Origin of the sequence: Chryseobacterium sp. PET-29 (assembly GCF_025736815.1) — a bacterium.
GTDB lineage: Bacteria > Bacteroidota > Bacteroidia > Flavobacteriales > Weeksellaceae > Chryseobacterium > Chryseobacterium nepalense.
The window spans coordinates 1643354-1664087 of sequence record NZ_CP107053.1; the positions used below are offsets into that span (position 1 = coordinate 1643354).

At 37.0% G+C, this 20734-nt stretch carries 18 protein-coding genes; 13 read left to right on the top strand and 5 right to left on the bottom strand.

Annotation, left to right across the window (positions count from 1 at the left end; translation table 11 throughout):
• Window positions 1-70 precede the first annotated feature (70 nt).
• The 4 genes from ODE14_RS07160 to ODE14_RS07175 form a co-directional block, all read right to left on the bottom strand.
• Window positions 71-1210 (bottom strand): aspartate aminotransferase family protein, encoded by a 1140-nt coding sequence (locus tag ODE14_RS07160; protein ID WP_263603527.1) that lies wholly within the window; start codon window positions 1208-1210, stop codon window positions 71-73.
• Window positions 1211-1535: 325 nt separating this feature from the next.
• Window positions 1536-2501: an N-acetyl-gamma-glutamyl-phosphate reductase gene (gene argC / locus ODE14_RS07165; RefSeq protein ID WP_263603528.1), complete on the bottom strand. Its 966-nt coding sequence runs from the start codon at window positions 2499-2501 to the stop codon at window positions 1536-1538.
• A 298-nt stretch (window positions 2502-2799) separates the two neighbouring features.
• Complete coding sequence (argG, locus tag ODE14_RS07170) at window positions 2800-3987, bottom strand: argininosuccinate synthase (protein WP_263603529.1); 1188 nt, start codon at window positions 3985-3987, stop codon at window positions 2800-2802.
• On the bottom strand, window positions 3959-4555 hold the full coding sequence (locus tag ODE14_RS07175; protein WP_263603530.1) for a GNAT family N-acetyltransferase: 597 nt from the start codon (window positions 4553-4555) through the stop codon (window positions 3959-3961). The genes argG and ODE14_RS07175 overlap by 29 nt, the downstream gene beginning before the upstream one ends.
• A gap of 160 nt (window positions 4556-4715) precedes the next feature.
• Between ODE14_RS07175 and ODE14_RS07180 the strand changes: the two genes are divergently transcribed.
• The 13 genes from ODE14_RS07180 to ODE14_RS07240 all read left to right on the top strand — a co-directional run bounded on the left by ODE14_RS07180 (window position 4716) and on the right by ODE14_RS07240 (window position 19753).
• Entirely contained in the window at window positions 4716-5132 is a 417-nt protein-coding gene (locus tag ODE14_RS07180) for a terminase gpP N-terminus-related DNA-binding protein (RefSeq protein ID WP_263603531.1), read from the top strand.
• A 193-nt stretch (window positions 5133-5325) separates the two neighbouring features.
• Window positions 5326-6705: a porin gene (locus ODE14_RS07185; RefSeq protein ID WP_263603532.1), complete on the top strand. Its 1380-nt coding sequence runs from the start codon at window positions 5326-5328 to the stop codon at window positions 6703-6705.
• 94 nt (window positions 6706-6799) lie between these two features.
• Window positions 6800-8380 (top strand): MFS transporter, encoded by a 1581-nt coding sequence (locus tag ODE14_RS07190; protein ID WP_263603533.1) that lies wholly within the window; start codon window positions 6800-6802, stop codon window positions 8378-8380.
• A gap of 44 nt (window positions 8381-8424) precedes the next feature.
• On the top strand, window positions 8425-8652 hold the full coding sequence (locus ODE14_RS07195) for a DUF6814 family protein (protein WP_248392570.1): 228 nt from the start codon (window positions 8425-8427) through the stop codon (window positions 8650-8652).
• 78 nt (window positions 8653-8730) lie between these two features.
• The gene (locus tag ODE14_RS07200) at window positions 8731-8925 is read left to right on the top strand and encodes a hypothetical protein (RefSeq protein ID WP_263603534.1); all 195 of its coding nucleotides are present in this window, start codon (window positions 8731-8733) and stop codon (window positions 8923-8925) included.
• Complete coding sequence (locus ODE14_RS07205; RefSeq protein WP_263603825.1) at window positions 8918-11632, top strand: ATP-binding protein; 2715 nt, start codon at window positions 8918-8920, stop codon at window positions 11630-11632. Before ODE14_RS07200 ends, ODE14_RS07205 begins: the two co-directional genes overlap by 8 nt.
• Before the next feature lie 73 nt (window positions 11633-11705).
• Window positions 11706-12137, top strand: a complete 432-nt coding sequence (tnpA, locus tag ODE14_RS07210; RefSeq protein WP_263603535.1) for an IS200/IS605 family transposase — start codon at window positions 11706-11708, stop codon at window positions 12135-12137.
• Between the two features lie 141 nt (window positions 12138-12278).
• Window positions 12279-12641 (top strand): response regulator transcription factor, encoded by a 363-nt coding sequence (locus ODE14_RS07215; protein ID WP_263603536.1) that lies wholly within the window; start codon window positions 12279-12281, stop codon window positions 12639-12641.
• 32 nt (window positions 12642-12673) lie between these two features.
• A complete protein-coding gene (locus ODE14_RS07220) occupies window positions 12674-14572 on the top strand; it encodes an AMP-binding protein (RefSeq protein ID WP_263603537.1) in 1899 nt (632 codons plus the stop codon).
• Between the two features lie 43 nt (window positions 14573-14615).
• A complete protein-coding gene (gene acs / locus ODE14_RS07225) occupies window positions 14616-16523 on the top strand; it encodes an acetate--CoA ligase (protein ID WP_412059350.1) in 1908 nt (635 codons plus the stop codon).
• Window positions 16524-16690: 167 nt separating this feature from the next.
• Window positions 16691-17053 carry a hypothetical protein gene (locus tag ODE14_RS07230; protein ID WP_263603539.1) on the top strand — a complete coding sequence of 121 codons (363 nt, stop codon included), beginning with the start codon at window positions 16691-16693 and terminating at the stop codon, window positions 17051-17053.
• A 114-nt stretch (window positions 17054-17167) separates the two neighbouring features.
• Window positions 17168-19378, top strand: a complete 2211-nt coding sequence (locus ODE14_RS07235; RefSeq protein ID WP_248392558.1) for a RelA/SpoT family protein — start codon at window positions 17168-17170, stop codon at window positions 19376-19378.
• Between the two features lie 249 nt (window positions 19379-19627).
• Window positions 19628-19753 (top strand): hypothetical protein, encoded by a 126-nt coding sequence (locus tag ODE14_RS07240; RefSeq protein WP_263603540.1) that lies wholly within the window; start codon window positions 19628-19630, stop codon window positions 19751-19753.
• Window positions 19754-19773: 20 nt separating this feature from the next.
• Here the strand turns inward: ODE14_RS07240 and ODE14_RS07245 are convergent, their stop codons facing one another.
• On the bottom strand, window positions 19774-20733 hold the full coding sequence (locus tag ODE14_RS07245; protein ID WP_263603541.1) for a YihY/virulence factor BrkB family protein: 960 nt from the start codon (window positions 20731-20733) through the stop codon (window positions 19774-19776).
• Between the last annotated feature and the right edge of the window lies 1 nt (window position 20734).

Genomic DNA, 20734 nt, shown 5'->3' on the forward strand with positions numbered 1-20734 from the left:
GGTACTATGATAGAGATTCTTCACTACACTTCGTTTCGTTCAGAATGACAAACCGCATAATTTTCACAGGTTAAATATTCTCCAATACTTCTTTCAAAGCACTGATGAATATATCAGTTTCTTCTTTTTTAATATTAAGTGCCGGAAGAATCCTCAGCACAGCCTTATCGTTAGAATTTCCTGTGAAAATATGATGATTGTACAACAGGCTGCTTCTCACTTCCGAGCAATCCCTGTCAAGTTCAATCCCGATCATCAGGCCTTTCCTTCGAATTGTTTTAATATGTGGAAAATCTTTAATTCCATTTTCAATATAAACTCCCATTTCCTGAGCATTTTCGATGAGATTTTCATCTTTCATAACATCCAGAACCGCAATTGCAGCGACACAAGCTAAATGATTTCCACCGAAAGTAGTTCCCAGCAAACCGTTGCTTGCATGAAATTTTGGATGAATCAAAACGCCACCAATCGGGAAACCATTTCCCATTCCTTTTGCCGTTGTAATAATATCAGCTTCAATTCCAAATTCCTGATGGGCAAAGAAATAACCACTTCTTCCGTATCCCGACTGAACCTCATCCAAAATCAAAACAACATCATGTTTTTCGCACAATTCTTTGATTTTAGTTAAAAATTCAAGCGTTGGAATCATAATTCCGCCAACTCCCTGAATTCCTTCGATAATAACAGACGAGATTTCACTTCCTTGTTTTTCGAAAACTTTCTCCAGCTGTTCGATATTATTCCATTCAGACTTGATAAATCTTTCATCATAATTTACCGGAGCTACGATTTTCGGATTATCCGTCACCGAAACTGCCGCCGAAGTTCTTCCGTGAAACGAGCCTGAAAAATAAAGTACTTTATTTTTTCCGTTGTGGAAAGAAGCCAGCTTTAAAGCATTTTCGTTCGCTTCAGCACCTGAATTACATAAAAACAAATTATAATCTTCCAACCCTGAAAGTTTTCCCAATTTTTCAGCCAGTTCAGTCTGTAATTCATTCTGCACCGAGTTGGAATAGAAAGATATTTTATCTAACTGCTCTTTTAGTTTGTTTTGATAATGCGGATGGTTGTGTCCGATGGAAATTACCGCGTGACCACCGTAAAAATCAAGATATTCTTGTCCTTTATCGTCCCAAAGAAATGATCCCTGAGCTTTTATCGGATTGATGTTGAATAATGGATATACGTTGAATAAATTCATCTTAGTTGATTGTTTTTGGTTGATAGTTGTCGGTTTTTCTTACAACTTATCTTTATAACTTTTCTTTTGTCTTGAAACAAAAGAAACAAAAGTTCAAGACTTGGAAACTTCCGCTAAAAAATATTTTTATTCTCTAAAAATTCTAAAACTTGCGCGAAATCAATGTTTGTTCTTCGGTTCTACATTTGTGTCGCGCTTCGAACAGTAGAATTTTATTAACGTTCACAAAATTATTTTTCTTAACGCTGCATTTTCCTAAGTCGGTTTTGATTCGAGCCTTTAAAATTCACAATTGACTATTTGACAATTTGCATTTATAATTCTTTTAAAATGCAATAGGTTTTAAGTTCAATCCTAAATTTTCTTTCCAGCCCATTGCAATATTCATATTTTGAACAGCCTGTCCGGAAGCTCCTTTCAACAAATTGTCAATCGCTGAGTGAATAACCGCAACATTTCCACTCTTTTCAATATGAATCACACAGCGATTTGTGTTGACAACCTGCTTTAAATCAATTGCTTTTTCACTTACCTTTACAAAAAGTTCATCTGCATAAAAATCTTCAAACAATTGATATATTTCTGAAAGTTCCACATTTGTTTTCACCGTGGAACTTGTAAAAATCCCTCTCGCAAAATCTCCTCTCCAGGGAACAAAATTCAGACTGATTTCATTATTATTAAAAGAAATTAACTGCTGTAAAATCTCATCAACATGTTGATGTTTCAAAGTTTTATAAGCTGAAATATTGTCATTCCTCCAGGTAAAATGTGTTGTCGGCTGCAAAGACTGACCCGCACCTGTTGAACCTGTAATTCCCGTTGTATAAACTTCATTTAACAAACCTTTTTGTGCTAAAGGCAACAAGGCCAACTGAATCGCTGTGGCAAAACATCCCGGATTCGCAATACTCTTTGCCCCTAAAAGTTGTTTTTTATTGATTTCAGGTAATCCGTAGATAAAATTTCTGTCTCCGAAAGTACCGTCCAAACGAAAATCATTTCCTAAATCAATAACCAGCGTTGAATCTTTTACAGGATTCTGACGCAGCCAATTCTGACTTTCTTTGTGAGGAAGGCATAAAAACAAAATATCGACTTCTTCTGGTTGATCCGTTAAAACCATTTCACAAACTGTCGCTAAATCCGGGTACAAATCTGAAATTTTTGTTCCTGAATTTGAACGACTATATAAAAAATTCAAAGACACATGAGGATGAAAAGCCAGCAGACGAACCAGTTCGCTTCCTGTGTAACCGTTGGCTCCGATGATTCCAATTTTCTTTTCCATTTTATTATTTTCCATCGGTTTTCACCTACGGTTATTTGTATTGAACCCTATCGGGTTCTGATTGTTGTTGATTTTATTAACCATAGGTTTTACCTACGGTTATTCGTATTGAACCCTTCGGGTTCTGTTTTTTTTGATTTATCTCACCATAGGTTTCACCTACGGCTATTAATATTGAACCCTTCGGGTTCATTGGTATTCGACTCTCTTGCAGCCCGACTTGAACGGAAATCCTTTTAATGAGGAGGAACGACGAATAAAAGATTGGGAGTGGAAGGCGGATACAGCTGCCCAAATTTTACTTATTAATCTGATGGTATATATTTAAAGAATTGCTTACAATCTTTGTATAGCCTTTCACATCTTCGCCTGTCCATTCCCTGTTTGCTTCTCCGTAGCTTCCGAACTTGTCTGACATCAAATCATGTTTAGATTCAATTCCATTTAAGATAAATCGGTAGGGATGAAGCGTTACAAAAACTTTTCCGCTGACCGTTTTTTGAGAATCAACTAAGAAAGACTCGATATTTCGCATCACAGGATCCAGGAAAAGTGCCTCGTGAAGCCAGTTTCCGTACCAGTCGGATAATTGGGACTTCATCATCTGCTGGTATTTCGAAAGTGTATGTTTTTCCAATAAATGGTGTGCTTTGATAATCACAGATGCAGCAGCCGCTTCAAATCCCACTCTTCCTTTAATTCCGACAATCGTATCTCCAACGTGAATATCTCTTCCGATTCCGTAAGCAGAAGCCAATTCTTCAATTTTCTGAATGGCATAAACAGGATGTTCAAAATTTTCTCCGTTTACAGCAACAACTTCTCCGTTTTTAAACTCAACTTCCAGTTCTGAAGGCTGTGTTTCTTTAATTTGAGAAGGAAAAGCCTCTTCTGGAAGATAATTTCTTGAGGTCAATGTCTCTTTTCCACCCACCGAAGTTCCCCAAAGTCCTTTATTCACAGAATATTGCGCCTTTTGGAATTCCATTTCATAGCCATGACTTTTCAAAAACTCAATTTCTTCTTCACGAGACAAAGCCATATCGCGAATCGGCGTAATGATTTCCACATCGGGGCACATTACCTGGAAAATCAAGTCAAAACGAACCTGGTCATTTCCTGCTCCAGTACTTCCGTGAGCGATAGCATCAGCTCCGACTTCAATCGCAAACTTTGCAATTTCCTGCGCCTGAATTGTACGTTCCGCACTTACGGATAAGGGATAAGTATTGTTTTTTAAAACATTTCCAAAAATCAAATACTTCACGCAAGAATTGTAATAATCTTCCTGAGCATCAACACACCTGTATTCTTTTACCCCGAGATTCAAAGCTTTATTCTCCAGCTTTTTTTCTTCTTCCTTAGAAAAACCGCCGGTGTTTACAGTGACTGCATATACATCATATCCCAGTACTTCACTGAGATATTTAGCGCAGTAAGAGGTATCAAGACCTCCGCTAAATGCTAAAACTACTTTCTTGTTCATTATTGTATTGATTTTCAGACTGAGATTTCTCAGCACTGTTTTTTATATTTTCCGGGACAAAAAGCATTGCCGTGCAAAGACAATTTTTCCGTTCTTTCTTCATTAAAATATCATAATTCACACAACTTTTGCAGCCGTTCCAAAAGTCCTCATCCTGAGTAAGTTCGGAATAAATAACTGGCTTATATCCCAAATCACTGTTAATTTTCATAACCGCTAATCCGGTAGTCAATCCGAAAATTTTTGCATTCGGATACTTATTTCGGGACAAAGTGAACACTTTATCTTTAATCAATCTTGCCACACCCAAGTGCCTGAATTCAGGAGAAACGATCAGTCCGGAATTAGCTACAAACTGTCCATGAGACCAGGTTTCGATATAACAGAAACCCACCCATTTTCCATTATCAGTAGCTATTACCGCATTTCCTTCAATAATTTTCTTACTGAGGTATTCGATAGAACGTTTAGCAATGCCCGTCCCCCGACGCTGTGCAGAATCGTACATTTCCTGCTGTATATCATTCACATACATCAAATGAATGGATGAGGAAATTTCTATTTCCATTTATTTATCTAAAATTTTCGGCAAATTTAAAATATAATTTCCATAATAAGCAAGTATAAAAGATAATTTTATTGAAATAAATTAATATTCAGGTAATTTTATCTTTATATAAATTTAATATTTTGCTAAATTATTATATATTTGCTAAAAAGATATAGTTATGGAAAATCACTGTCCGAAATGCAATAACAATAAAGTTGTAAAAAGCGGGATCGTAAATAACAAACAGCGTTTCCTCTGTAAAGACTGCAACTATTATTTCACTGTTAAAAAATTAGGAAAACAGATCGATGATTATTACGTAACAAAAGCATTACAGCTCTATCTGGAAGGATTAAGTTTCCGTGAGATTGAGAGAATTATTGGTGTTTCACATGTGAGCATCAGTTCATGGATTAAGAAATACAACATCACAAGACCTCCCCATTCAGAATTTCATCCGGTGTATAAGATTTTAAAGCAAAACGAATTGATTGAATATATGAGCAAGGAAGAAAATATTAAAAATTCTGGGTTAATTATCACTCAGTTTGCAGATAAATACATGCTTATCAAATGGGAACGATTTAAAAAATAATTTCCATAGTATATTGTAAATAAGTTAATTGCGAATCTAAAAAATGATATTATCTAACTATAAACTTTAAACTAAACCTAGAATATTAAAACATTAACTATACCATTAGCACTAATATATATTAAATTTTTTCAAACAAATTATTAATTACAATTTGGCTTTCATAAAAAACAACGCCAAAAATTGATAATTTATGAAAAAATTACTCACTTTAATTGGATTGACTTTAATCAGCAATTCTTTATATTCTCAAGGTTCACCTGATTATGGAAGTGGATTAAAAATAAATCTCAATCAGCAAGGTGACAAATACATCAGATTTATTTTATGGGATCAGTTTTGGCTGAGGAATACCGATATGAATCCCGGCAGTATGGTTGGTGGAGAACCGACTGATAATTCATGGAGCTTGGGAAATAGAAGGTTGCGTGCATTGGCATACGCTCAGATTTCCAAAAGATATATGATCTTAGCCCATTTTGGAATTAATAATCAGACTTTTATCAATGGCGGTGGCTCGGGAACTTCAGGAACAGGAGGATACGGAAACGGCAAAAAGCCACAGATGTTTTTTCATGATGCCTGGAATGAATACGCTGTGGTTTTACCTGGTGAAGCCGGAAAATTCAGTTTATCTTTGGGAGCAGGACTGCATTACTACATGGGGCTTTCAAGGATGACGATGGGTTCCACGCTGAATTTCCTTACGGTGGATTCCCCTATTTTTACATGGCCTTTGATTGACAATTCCGACCAGTTTGCGAGGCAATTAGGTATGTTTGCTAAAGGAAAATATGGAAAACTGGAATATCGTTTCAGTTTAAACAAACCTTTCGCTACCGATCTGGTTCCGGCGAATGTAACAGATCCATCGAAAGCCGTAGCTGTTGACAATAACGGAAATCCGAACTTTTCAAAAGCAGGATATGTCGAATACCAGTTTCTGGATGAAGAATCGAATCTTTTGCCTTTTAAAGTGGGTTCTTACTTAGGAACAAAAAAGGTTTTCAATATCGGAGCCGGATTTTATCATCAGAAAGACGGAACGAGAACTTCCGTGAATTCCAATATTGAAAAACATGACATTACACTTGTTGCCGTTGATGCCTTTGCAGATATTCCGCTTGGAAATGCCAAAAACAAAATGGCTGTTTCAGCTTATGCAGGATACTACAATTATCAATTTGGACCCAATTATATCAGAAATATCGGCATCATGAATATCGCTTCTTCCGACCCGAATTTTGTCGGAAATAAAGCTATTGCTGGTCCGGGAAACCTGCAACCGACCATTGGGACAGGTAATATTATCTACGCACAGGCAGGATTACTATTACCAAGCCAGGCAGAAAAACCGAAAATCAGGATCCAGCCATTCGCAGCCTATACGCATAAAAATTTCGAGGCATTTGATAAATCTTCCTCTCAATTTGATGTCGGTGCCAACTGGTTTATCGACGGTCATCACGCAAAAATCACCACGCAATATTCTACAAGGCCGGTGTACACAAGTCCAACCGACAGCCCTTCTTCCAAAGGAGAATTCATTATACAATTTCAGATTTACCTGTAAAACTTTGAATTTTAACCATTAAGATTATTTAAGCGGATAAAAATCAATTAAGAAAACTAAATATCAATTCAAATTAACATTAAAAATTAATCATATGAGCGATAACAATCAAGTAAGCTACGAGAATATGACCGAAAGGCAAAAAAATCGCACGATTTGGGGCGTGATTACGGCATCATCACTCGGAACGTTAATAGAATGGTACGACTTCTATATCTTTGGGAGTCTGGCTGTTGTTTTAGCCACGAAATTTTTTCCGTCGGATAACCCGACTGCAGCATTTTTATCTACCTTAGCTACTTTCGCGGCAGGATTTGTCGTAAGACCTTTCGGAGCATTATTTTTCGGAAGGCTTGGAGACATCATCGGAAGAAAGTATACATTTCTGGTAACGCTGCTGATCATGGGATTTTCAACTTTCCTTATCGGATGTATTCCAAGTTATGAAACCATCGGATTTTTAGCACCAGTTTTAGTTTTAATTTTAAGATTACTACAAGGTCTGGCCCTTGGTGGTGAATACGGAGGAGCGGCAACCTATGTCGCAGAATATGCACAACCTGGGAGAAGAGGCTACTGGACTTCATGGATTCAGACAACGGCAACAGCAGGACTTTTCATTTCATTAATCGTCATTCTTGTGACCAAAACGACGCTTTCCGCAGAAGAATTTGATGGTTGGGGCTGGAGAATTCCATTCTGGATATCAATTTTAATGGTGGGTGTTTCTTATATCATCAGAAGGAATATGAAAGAATCTCCACTGTTTGCAAAAGCCAAAAGTGAAGGTAAAACTTCAAAAAATCCTTTAAAAGAAAGTTTCGGGAATAAATTCAACTTCAAATTTGTCTTATTGGCATTATTCGGAGCGGCGATGGGACAAGGAGTCATCTGGTACACAGGACAGTTTTATGCGATGAGCTTCCTTCAAAAAGTAATGAATGTAGAATCTGCACAGGTTGACTCACTGATGGCAACGGCTTTATTTCTGGGAACACCTTTCTTCGTATTCTTTGGGTGGCTTTCGGATAAAATCGGACGAAAAGCCGTGATGATGACGGGAATGCTGATTGCTATTCTGGCCTACAGACCTATTTACGACAGTATGTTTAAGAGTGTAAATCTTGAAAATAAAACGATAGCAGCCAATGGAATTACAGAAACAAGAACAGCTAAAATTCATGATAAAATCACAACCGACAGCCTGATAAGCTTCCATAAAGAAACTTTATACACCGACGGAACTTTAATTAAAAAAGACAGTGTTGTACACTGGTCACCAACCGGGCCTGTTATAAAAGACGGAAAAGCAGAAGAACCGAAAGTTTCTCAAAGCATCAAATTAGCCGATAATACAAAATGGTATCTCGTTTTTATGGTATTCATTCAGGTGATTTTTGTGACGATGGTTTACGGTCCTATCGCAGCATTTTTGGTAGAGATGTTCCCGGTGAGGATTCGCTATACTTCAATGTCTCTTCCTTATCATATCGGAAACGGTGTTTTCGGAGGATTGCTTCCGGCTGTAGCGACCTATCTGGTTACCACAGGAAAAGAGGCAGGGCATGCAACATGGTATCTGGAAGGACTTTGGTATCCTATCGGAGTTGCCGGAGTCTGTTTATTAATCGGATTATTTTATCTTAAAAATAAGAACAATAATATTCACGATTAACAGCGAAATCACTCAATTTTTTTACTAATTTTAAAACAACTAAAATGAACGGACTCAAAAAAATATTAGGCATACTTTGGATAGCCATTGCTTTGGTGGTGGGATATTTCGGAATTACAGTTTTAGGAATTCCAAAAATCACTTCAGGAAAACAGGAAGATCTGGTTTTCGGAATCATCATTCTTTTTGTACTGATGCCGATTATTTCCGGTGGAATGGCCATTTTCGGATATTATTCGCTCACGGGAGAATACTCTGACCATAAAGAATAATTTATAAATAATGAATGATAATTGATTAATGGCAAATTCAAAATCGTCAAACTATCAATTATCATTCATCAATCAATCATGAAAAAGAGACACGAACAAAAATTAATCATCCTGAGCCTAGGGCTTTTGATAGCATTCAGCATTCCGGTTTCGTTACTTTTCAACAGCGACCGGGAAGTACTTGGCTATCCGATGATTCTGATTTATATTTTCGTTATCTGGATGATTTCCATCATTATATCTTTTGTAATCATAAAAAAATATGATGAGTAGTTTCGCTTTATTTACCGTGGTTTTGTTTTATCTGGCACTTTTGTTCTTAGTCGCTTACCTGGCTGAGAAGAAAAAGAGTAAGCTATGGATCAACAATCCTTACATCTATGCACTTTCGCTGGCGGTATACTGTACAGCCTGGACCTACTATGGCAGCATAGGCGTTGCAGCAACAAGCGGACTCAACTATCTTCCAATCTATATCGGGCCTATCATCATTATTCCTGCATGGATCTACATCAATACACGGATTGTAAGGATCTCAAGGGTAAATAAGATCAGCAGCCTTGCAGACTTCATCTCCCTGAGATATGGAAACAGCAGAAGTTTTAGTGCAGTAATTACGATTGTCTGCCTTTTGGCTATCGTCCCGTATATCGGTCTGCAGATCAAGGCAATTTCAGAAACTTTTCATTTGGTGACAGAAACACCTATGTCAAAAAATATCCTTACAGATAATGCGACTTTCGTGGTCGTTTTAATCGCTTTATTTTCATCATATTACGGAACCAGATATGTGGATGCATCGGAAAAACGTTTGGGAATTATTTCTGCGATTGCTTTAGAAAGCTTCCTGAAATTGTTTTTCATTATTATTTTAGGACTTTTTGTTATTTATTTTGTGTTTGACGGATTTTCGGATATTTATCAAAAGGCAAGTCAGTTTGAAGATTTTAAAGAAAAAAATACGTTTAACGGCGTTGAAGGCGCGATGAACTGGATGGTTTTGTGTATGATTTCCGGAACAGCAATCTGTATACTTCCAAGGCAGTTTCATACCGCAATTGTGGAAAACAGACAAGAGAAACATATCAAAACAGCGATTTGGTTTTTCCCTCTTTACTTACTGATTTTCACCATATTTATCTTTCCCATCGCTTGGGGCGGACGACTAATTTTTGATGGTCAGAAAGTAAATCCTGAATTCTACTCCATTTTAATTCCGCAGCATTTCAACAATACACTGATTACGGTTTTGGTGTTCTTAGGAGGATTAAGTTCCTGTATATCAATGATTATTATTTCGGCCATCACTTTATCCATTATGCTTTCCAATAACCTGATTATTCCGTATGGATTGTTAGGAAAATTCAAATCGGAAAACGAGATTCAGAATACCCGAAATATTACCAACATCCGAAAATTCAGCATTTTCGCATTGATCATCATGGCATTTGCCTTTTATAAATATTTTATTCTGAAAACTTCATTGGATTCTGTCGGGTTGATTTCATTTGTCGTTATTGCCCAGTTGGCGCCTGCATTTTTCGGAGCTATTTTCTGGCGAAGAGGAAGCTATAAAGGTGCTATTACAGGACTTTTAGCAGGACTGATCATTTGTTATTTCGGCTTAATAATTCCTCAGTATTATTTTTCCTATAATCAGGAATTCAAGGGAGTTCTAAGAGATATGTATGATGCTTTTGATTTCTTTAAAATATCTTTTCTAAGCCGGATTCCACAGATTTTCTTTTGGTCGATTTTAGTGAATACAGCGCTCTTCAGCATTATTTCGGTAACTGTAAAAGGAAATTATCGTGAGCGAAATTTTGCCGAATTATATGTGGATATCGATAAATACATCCAAAATCATGAGAATGCATTTATCTGGCGCGGAACTGCTTACGTATCAGATATTAAAAATATTCTGGAGCGATTTTTAGGTAAAAATAAAACAGAACAGGCTTTACGGATTTTTAATTTAAAATATAATATTGATTCTCAGACAGAAACTGCAGATTCAAGGTTCATCAAGTTTTCAGAAAATCTTCTCGCAGGAAGAATAGGAACAGCTTCAGCAAAAATATTAATCGAAGGTGTAACGAAAGAAGATAAAATTTCCTTAAAAGAGGTTTTAAACATTCTGGAAGAATCTAAAGAAAATATCACGCTTAATAAAAAACTCACCGAACAGTCGGAAGAGCTGCAAAAACTGTCCGATGATTTGCGAAATGCCAATGAAAACCTGATCATTAAAGACCGTCAGAAGGATGATTTTCTCGACTCTGTGGCGCACGAATTGAGGACTCCGATTACAGCAATCCGCTCTGCAGGGGAAATCCTTGCCGATGACGATGACATTCCTCTAGAAATCAAAAAAGAGTTTTTAAATAATATCATTACGGAATCCGACAGATTAAGTGAAATTATTAATGACATTCTCTATCTGGATAAACTGGAACACGGTGAAATAGCGTTACACATTCAGGAGAATAACATTATTGAAACCTATAAAAAGGCATTAAATCCGCTTTTGCATCTTATTCATCAAAAAAATATTCATTTAAGCGAAGTTAATCTGCTCAATCATTTTTTATTTGAATATGACGAAGCCCGAATGATTCAATTATTTCAGAATATTTTGGGAAATGCTTTAAAATTCACCGATGAGCAGGGAACGATCCAGACAAAATTATCTAAAAAAGAAAACCAGCTGGTTATTAAAATTTTCAATACGGGAAAACATATCCCTGAAGAAGATCTGGAAATGATTTTTGATAAATTTTACCAGTCGAAAAATCAAAATATTTTAAAACCTACAGGAAGCGGACTGGGACTGGCAATCTGTAAAAAAATAGTTCAGGCACAAGGCGGAACCATCAGCGCGGAAAACAGCGGGCTGGGCGTGACTTTTACGATTATTTTACCAAGTAGAAAGATCGGTGATAAAGAACCCGAAGGGTTCAACAACAATAGCCGTAGGTAAAACCTATGGAAATGAAAATGAATATAAAATAAACCCGAACCCGAAGGGTTCAATAATAAAACACAAATGAAAAATGGGAACGTATCGACAAATATTTTATCATATCGTTTTCGGAACAAAACATCGAGAACCAACAATTAACGAAAGAAATGAATCAGAATTATACAAATATATTTGGGGTATTTTAAAAAATAAAAAATGTAAATTATACAGAATTAATGGAATGCCGGACCATATCCATATTTTCTGTGATCTCCATCCCAATATAAATCTCAGCAATCTGGTAAAAGACATTAAAGTTGCAACAAACTTATGGATGAAAGAATCAGGGTTATTTCCTGAATTTTCGGGATGGCAGGAAGGGTACGGAGCGTTTACCAATTCGATAAGAGACAAAGAAATAATTGTAAATTATATAAAGAATCAAAAAGAACATCATAAAACAGAAAAATTTGAAGATGAATTTAAAAAACTTTTAGCTGAACATGGAATTGAATCAGAATGAACATTAATATATTCAACCCTTACGGGTTGGTTTATAATACATTCCGTGTTCCATAGGTTTCACCTACGGCTATTGAAATTGAACCCTTCGGGTTCCCCAAAACCAAAACAATGAAGTTGAACCATAAAGAAGAAATACACAATGAAAAAGATAATCATTGCAGATGATGAACACAAGATATTAATGTCACTGGAGTACAGCTTTAAGAAAAACGGCTACGACGTGTATATCGCCAGAGACGGAACCGAAGTTCTGGAATTTTTAAAAAATATGATTCCGGATGTTATTTTACTCGACATTATGATGCCCAATCTCGACGGTTTTAGCACGTTAGAGATCATTAAGCAAAATGAAAAATTACAAAATACAAAAGTCATCTTCCTAAGTGCAAAAAATAATCCGAGAGATATTGAAAAAGGCCTGGAGATGGGAGCTGACGCCTATGTTACAAAACCCTACTCTATCAAAAAACTGATGCAGCAAATCGAAGAAATGTTTGGATAGTTTTTAAGATTGAAACACAAAATAAAAATATTATGAATGCAGAAAATTTATTTCAAAGAAGTATAGAAAATAAAGAAAGTTTCTGGAAAGACCAGGCAAAGGAAATCGACTGGTTTCAATTTCCTTCACAAATTCTTTCCAAAGACGAAAATGATTACACCCAATGGTTTACCGACGGGAAAATCAATATGTGCTATCTCAGCATCGACAAACATATTGAAGATGGTTTTGGAGATCAGACTGCCATTATCTATGATTCTCCGGTAACGAAACAAAAGAAAAAGTATACTTTCAATGAAGCCAGAGAAGAAATTTCGAGATTGGCGGGAGGCTTGATTTCTTTAGGCTTAAAAAAGGGCGATACCGCGGTTATTTATATGCCAATGATTCCACAGACGCTCTTTGCCATGCTGGCCTGTGCCCGGATAGGAGTTATTCACAATGTTGTTTTCGGGGGGTTTGCACCGCATGAACTCGTAGTGAGAATTGATGATTGTAAGCCTAAAGCCTTAATAACGGCAACAGCAGGGGTGGAAATCGCCAAAAGGATTCCGTATTTGCCTTTAGTTGAAAAAGCCATTGAATTAGCGCAGGATAAAGTAGAAAATATCATCGTTTTTAACAGGAGATTAGCAGACAACCAACATGAAATGTTTGACGGATTAATTGATTATGAAGAATTGATCCGGCAGTCAGAACCAGCAGATTGCTTTTCCGTTGAATCTACACATCCGCTCTATTTATTATATACATCAGGAACCACAGGAAAACCGAAAGGAATTACGCGTGATACCGGTGGTTATGCCACAGCACTGAAATTTTCCATGAAATACATTTATGGTGTCGAACCCGGTGAAACATATTGGGCAGCTTCCGATTTCGGATGGGCGGTCGGTCATAGCTTTTCCGTCTACGGACCGTTAATCAACAGAAATACAACAGTCATTTTTGAAGGCAAACCTATAATGACGCCGGATGCCGGAACTTTCTGGAGAATTATTTCAGAATATAAAGTTTCCGTAATGTTTACAGCACCAACGGCAATCAGAGCTATAAAAAAGGAAGATCCGAACGGAGAACTGGTAAAAAAATATGATTTAAGCCATTTTAAAAAGCAGTTTCTGGCAGGTGAAAGATGTGACGTTGCCACACTGGACTGGTTTGCGGAACACATCGGAGTTCCCGCCATTGACCATTGGTGGCAGACCGAATCCGGCTGGCCGATGTTGGGTTTAATGACTTTTAATGAAAATTATACCATCAAAAGAGCTTCTGCCGGAAAACCCATTCCCGGTTATGATATTACAATTTTTGATGAAAACGGATATGAGCTGGACGCCCACCACGAAGGCTATCTCGTGATTAAACTACCACTTCCTCCGGGAGCTTTGCTTGGAATCTGGAATGACAATGATCGTTTTCAAAAAAGCTATCTGTCGCAATATCAAGGTTATTATTTTTCAGGGGATGGTGCAATCAAGGATGAAGATGGCTATATTTTCATTACCGGAAGAGTTGACGATGTGATCAATGTTGCAGGACACCGGCTTTCAACCTCAGAAATGGAAGAGATTGTCTCATCCCATCCGGATGTGGCCGAATGTGCCGTAGTAGGAATTGATGATGAACTGAAAGGACAAATTCCTTTTGCTACGATTGTTTTAAAGAATGGCTCCAAAATTTCTGAAGAAGAAGTAGAAAAAGATATTGTGAAAAATGTACGTGAAAAAATTGGCGCCGTTGCCTGTCTTAAAAATGTAATGACTGTAAAACGTCTTCCTAAAACACGTTCTGGAAAAACATTAAGAAAACTCATCAGAACACTACTGGACAAAAAAGAATTTCAGATTCCGTCAACCATTGATGATGAGAAGATTATTGATGAAATTCAACAAAAAATCATCGAATACAGAGCAGAAAAGAAGAATTAAACTACTATTAAAAATAACAGAATTCAATTTCAAAAAAAAGGATATGAGAAATTACCTGATAGAAGATTTACCACATTATTTTGAAGATTACAAAAAATCGATTAAAAATCCTAAAAAATTCTGGGATAAAATAGCTGATGAAAATTTTGTATGGTATCAGCGATGGAGCAAAGTCGTAAAATACGACATGAATGAAGCCAAAATTTCATGGTTTAAAAATGCTAAATTAAATATTACCAAAAACTGCCTGGACAGGCATCTTTCTGTAAGAGGAGATAAGACTGCCATTATCTGGGAACCCAATGATCCCAAAGAAGAAGCACAACATATTTCTTACAGTGAATTATATACCAGAGTAAATAAAACGGCTAATGTTTTACGGGAAATGGGTATTGAAAAAGGAGACCGGGTATGCATTTATCTTCCGATGATTCCGGAGCTGGCAGTCACTATGCTGGCTTGTGCAAAACTGGGAGCTATTCATTCTGTGATCTTTGCCGGGTTTTCAGCCTCTGCCGTAGCTTCGAGAGTAAATGACTGCGGAGCAAAAATGGTGATCACTTCCGATGGCAGCTACAGAGGTAATAAAGTTTTAGATTTAAAAAGTATCGTTGATGAAGCTTTAGAAAAAACACCAACCGTAGAAAAAGTGCTCGTTGTAAAAAGAACCCATAACGACATCAAAATGAAGGAACACAGAGATTTCTGGATGGGAGACCTTTATGAAAATGCCTCCCCTGATTTTGTGAGTGTGATTATGGATGCAGAAGATCCGCTTTTCATTTTGTATACTTCCGGATCTACCGGCAAGCCGAAAGGAATGCTCCATACCTGTGCAGGATACATGGTGTATACGGCTTATACCTTTAAAAATGTATTTAATTATAAAGAAAACGACATTTATTGGTGCACAGCCGATATAGGCTGGATTACCGGACATTCCTACATTCTTTACGGCCCGCTTCTGAATGGTGCAACAACCGTTATTTTCGAAGGAGTACCAACATATCCTGAACCGGACAGATTTTGGGAAGTAATTGAAAAACATAAAGTTACCCAATTCTATACTGCCCCTACGGCAATCCGTTCACTAGCAAAAGAAAGTGTGGAATGGGTAGACAAGCATGATTTAAGCACATTAAAAGTGATAGGATCCGTTGGTGAACCTATTAATGAAGAAGCATGGCATTGGTTTAATGACCATGTAGGAAAGAAAAAATGTCCCGTTGTAGATACATGGTGGCAAACGGAAACCGGTGGAATCATGATCTCTCCTCTCCCATTTGTAACCCCTACCAAGCCAACATACGCCACATTACCGCTTCCGGGAATACAACCGGTTTTGATGGATGACAAGCGTAATGAAATTATGGGCAACCAGGTTACCGGAAATCTTTGCATCCGTTTTCCATGGCCGGGTATTGCCAGAACCATCTGGGGAGACCATCAACGGTATAAAGAGACCTATTTTACCGCTTTCCCCGGAAAATATTTTACCGGTGACGGCGCGCTTCGCGATGAAGTTGGATATTACAGAATCACTGGGCGTGTGGACGATGTGATTATCGTTTCCGGACACAATCTGGGAACTGCTCCGATTGAAGACAGCATCAACCAGCATCCTGCCGTGGCGGAGTCTGCTATTGTGGGGTATCCTCACGACATTAAAGGAAATGCACTCTACGGTTATGTTGTTTTAAAAGAAACAGGGGAAAGCAGACAAAGGGAAAATCTTAAAAAAGAAATCAATCAGCTTATTTCAGAACAGATCGGCCCGATTGCAAAACTGGATAAAATTCAGTTTGTTTCCGGATTGCCAAAAACACGTTCAGGAAAAATTATGCGAAGAATATTACGGAAGATTGCAGAAGGGGACTTCAGTAATTTCGGGGATATTACCACACTGTTAAATCCTGAAATCGTGGAAGAAATAAAAAATGAAAGAGTTTAAATAAAAGAGCGGAATATTCCGCTCTTCTTACATTCTATATTTAATAGATAAATCAAATAAAAAATAAATTACATATAGATAAAACAATAAAATGTTATTTTTTTTAAAAATTATTTAACAAAAGTGAAAAAATATTTATATCTTTATGATAATTAAAAACTAGTGCTATGTCAAATATTTTAGCTGGATTATTTGAACCTCACAGCGATTACAAAAAATTAGAAGCGGATCTTGAAGATTCTGGTTTTGAGAATTCAGAATATATTGTATATCTTAACGAAGACAATCATCATTCCCCATATATTGTGAGTGTGGCAGTAAAAGAACATCAGATTGATGATGCTAAAAACGTGTTTAACCAAAATACGGTAATGAAAACATATCTGTTTGAAAATATGAGTCTTGAACAGGCAAATTATACTACCCTTAAAAACTTTATCAGCGCCAGAAACAAAGCGGAAATCCACAATAGCCCGGATGTAAGAATTAAAGGTTCTACCATGGGAATAGATTCCGAAGTAAAATTTTAAAATACAAATGATTAAAATAAATGCCTGAATCCATAGATCCGTCTATGGGTTCTTTTTGTATTTGAAAAGTGCAAAAAATTTCGTATTTTCGTGTAAATATAGGCTTTAGCACGAATGAGTTACGACTTAGAACAAGAAAATAAAGAAATACTCGCCAGATATAAAGATCTGATTTCTAACACATACCGCACTTTGGATGAGGAAAATAATAAACTTATCCGAAAAGCATTTGATATTGCGCTGGACGCTCATAAAGATCAGCGGAGAAAATCCGGGGAACCGTATATTTACCACCCTATTGCCGTAGCGAAAATTGTAGCCACGGAAATCGGTCTTGGAGCTACGTCGATTGCCTGTGCACTGTTACATGATGTAGTTGAGGATTCTGATTATACCTATGAAGATCTGAAGAAAATTTTTGGTGAGAAAATAGCCAATATTGTCAACGGACTTACCAAGATCTCCATCATGAACCATCAGAACATATCGGTTCAGTCGGAGAATTACAGAAAGCTTCTCCTTACCCTTTCGGAAGATTTCAGGGTAATTCTGATCAAAATTGCAGACCGGCTTCATAACATGCGTACACTGGAAAGCATGGCTCCGGACAAGCAGAAAAAAATTGCTTCCGAAACCGTGTATATTTATGCTCCAATGGCGCACCGTTTAGGTTTGTACAACATCAAATCCGAGCTTGAAGACCTCTCTTTAAAATACAATAATCCCGACGTTTATACTGAAATTACACAGAAACTCGAGCTGGCCAAAGAAAGCCGCGAACGCTACATTGAAGAATTCAAAAAAGAAGTTTCTGAAAAACTGCATGAAGAAGGCCTGAATTTTAAGATAAAAGGGCGTGCAAAAGCAATCTCTTCCATTTACAGAAAAATGCTGAAGCAGGGAGTTTCTTTTGAGGAAGTGTATGATAATTACGCCATAAGGATTATTTATAAATCTGATGCAAAGAATGAAAAATTTCTGGCCTGGAAAATTTACTCTATTGTAACGGACGTTTATCACAGTAATCCTTCCAGAATGCGTGACTGGATCACGCAACCACGTTCTACAGGATACGAAAGTCTGCACCTTACGGTTTTAGGACCGGACAAGAAGTGGATTGAAGTACAGATCCGCTCCGAAAGAATGGATGAAATTGCAGAAAAAGGTGTTGCTGCTCATTATAAATACAAAGAAGGATACAAACAAAGTTCCGAAGACAGGAATTTTGAAAACTGGGTAACTGAAATCCGTGAAGTACTGGAGCAACAGCAGAATCTTTCCACTTCCGAGCTTCTGGATAATATAAAACTCAATCTTTACTCCAAGGAAGTTTTTGTTTTCACTCCTAAAGGGGAAATTAAAATTCTGCCAACCAATGCAACAGCCCTTGATTTTGCTTTCTCGGTACACTCAGACTTGGGGATGAAATGTTTGGGTGCAAAAATCAATGGAAAACTTGTTCCGATTTCGTATGTTTTACAGAATGGAGATCAGGTTGATATTCTTTCGTCACAAAACCAGAAACCAAAATCCGACTGGCTGGAGTTTGTGGTTACCTCAAAAGCCAAATCGAAAATCAAGAGTTATTTAAACTCACAAAAAAATCAGCTGGTAGAGGAAGGAAAAGAAATTCTTCAGCGAAAGCTTCGCCATGCCAAGATTAATTTTAATGATGATGAAGTGAATAAGCTTCAGAAATTTTTTAACCTCAAAACCTCGCAGGAGCTGTTTCTTAAATTTCAAAGCAATGAACTTGACGCAAGCAGCCTGAGAAAATATATTGAAAGTAAAAACGTATTCAACAACCTGCTTTCAAGATTCAGGAAATCCCCTTCAAAAAATACTGCTTTTGTAGAGCCTAAAGAGCAGAACCTGGATATGATTGTCTTCGGTAAAGACGAAGAAAAGCTCAATTACACCTACGCAAAGTGCTGTACGGTAATTCCGGGAGATAAGATTTTCGGATTTATTACCATTTCGGACGGAATAAAAGTACACAGCGACAACTGCCCGAATGCCATTAATCTCCGTGCGCAGTATGATTACAGAGTAATTCCTGCCAAATGGGTAAATGCGGAAAGTTTCAAAAACAGAGTGAAAATAGAGATTGAAGGACTCGACAGGATGGGAATGATTAACGATATTACAACCGTAATCAGCGGTGCGATGGGAATGGATATGAAAAGTATGTCTATTGAATCCAACGACGGTATTTTCACAGGAACTATTAATCTTGAAGTAAAAAATAAAAGTCAGCTTGAACAAACCTTTAAAAAACTCAATGATATTAATGGAGTTTCGAAGGTGAGAAGACTGCAGTCTTAGTACGAGTCTTACAAATACTTAAAATTTTCAGCAGCAACCAGACTTCAGGAATCATCCTGATTTCTTTGCTGCAGTATTTTTACTCATTTAATTCGTCCGGTGCAGAAAATTTCCAGGCTTATGGGTCAAGAATAAAAGAGATAAACTGAGTTCTTTACCTCAAAGTTCTTGGAATAGATGATCGGTACAGGTTTGTTGGCTAATAAGAATTTACCATGCAGACTTTTATCGCACTGCTGTCGTTTAAAAATGAAATTAAAATGCAGAATGAGGGAAGTTTGTCATTCTTATTGCTTTTTCATTGTTGCCATTTCCGGATATCCTGTTCTCAATCTCGGTTTACGCAGAAGATTTACCGAAGCAGACAAAAACTGATCGATTCCTCAGAATGAATTTTATTCGTCTTGATCGGAATCAGTATTTTGATTTCTTGATTTTCTCAATTCGTCAGACAATAGTTTTTCGATCCTTAGCTTTCTGATGGCCATATTCAATTCGTTTCCGAAAAGGAGAAGATAAACGTTTACATTTACCCACACCATCAGAAGAATCATACTTCCGATTGATCCGTAAAGCACGTTGTAGCGCGCAATATTCTTTATATATAATGCGAAAAGGTAGGTCGTTAACACAAACAGTACTGTGGTTAAGATCGCTCCCGGAATAGCCTGCCTGAATCTTGCAATTTTTACGGTTCCCAACCAGTAAAACAGCGTAAGAAGAATAAAATAAAATAAAGGAAAGGAAACAAAACCGATAATTTCCGAAAGGTTATTAACCAGCCATGAAACATCATAAACAGGTGTAAACTGCTTTAACACCACTTCAGAATAATACAATCCGAAAAGTGCAAGAAAAACAATCAGCACAAAGCCGATGGTAATAAAAAAAGAAAGTATAAATTCTTTGACATCGCTCATCTTTTCGCGGGTATTTTCATTGAATCCATTGATGAGTGAAAACGTTCCGTTCGTGGCAAAAACCAAGGCAAGAACAATAGTCAGATTACTGATTCCCTTCATATTCGGGACGATACTTGCTTCAATATAACTTCGTACATCTCCTTCCATACTTGCAGGGAAAACATTATGCATCAGTACATCAAAGATATAATACTGCAAGGTTTCATAATGCGGCATATAGGGAATTACCGAAAGTATAAAGAGAATGAAAGGAAATAAACTTATTGTAAAACTCCAGGAAATAGCCGCTGCTTTTCTTCCTATTTTGTCTTTAAAAATTCCCCTGATATAAATCTGAAACATTTGCCACAGCGATATTCCCAAAAGGGGAATGTGTATATCATCAAAAAATTCTTGAATTTTATGTATAAATTTTGGAAGTTTCAGACCCATA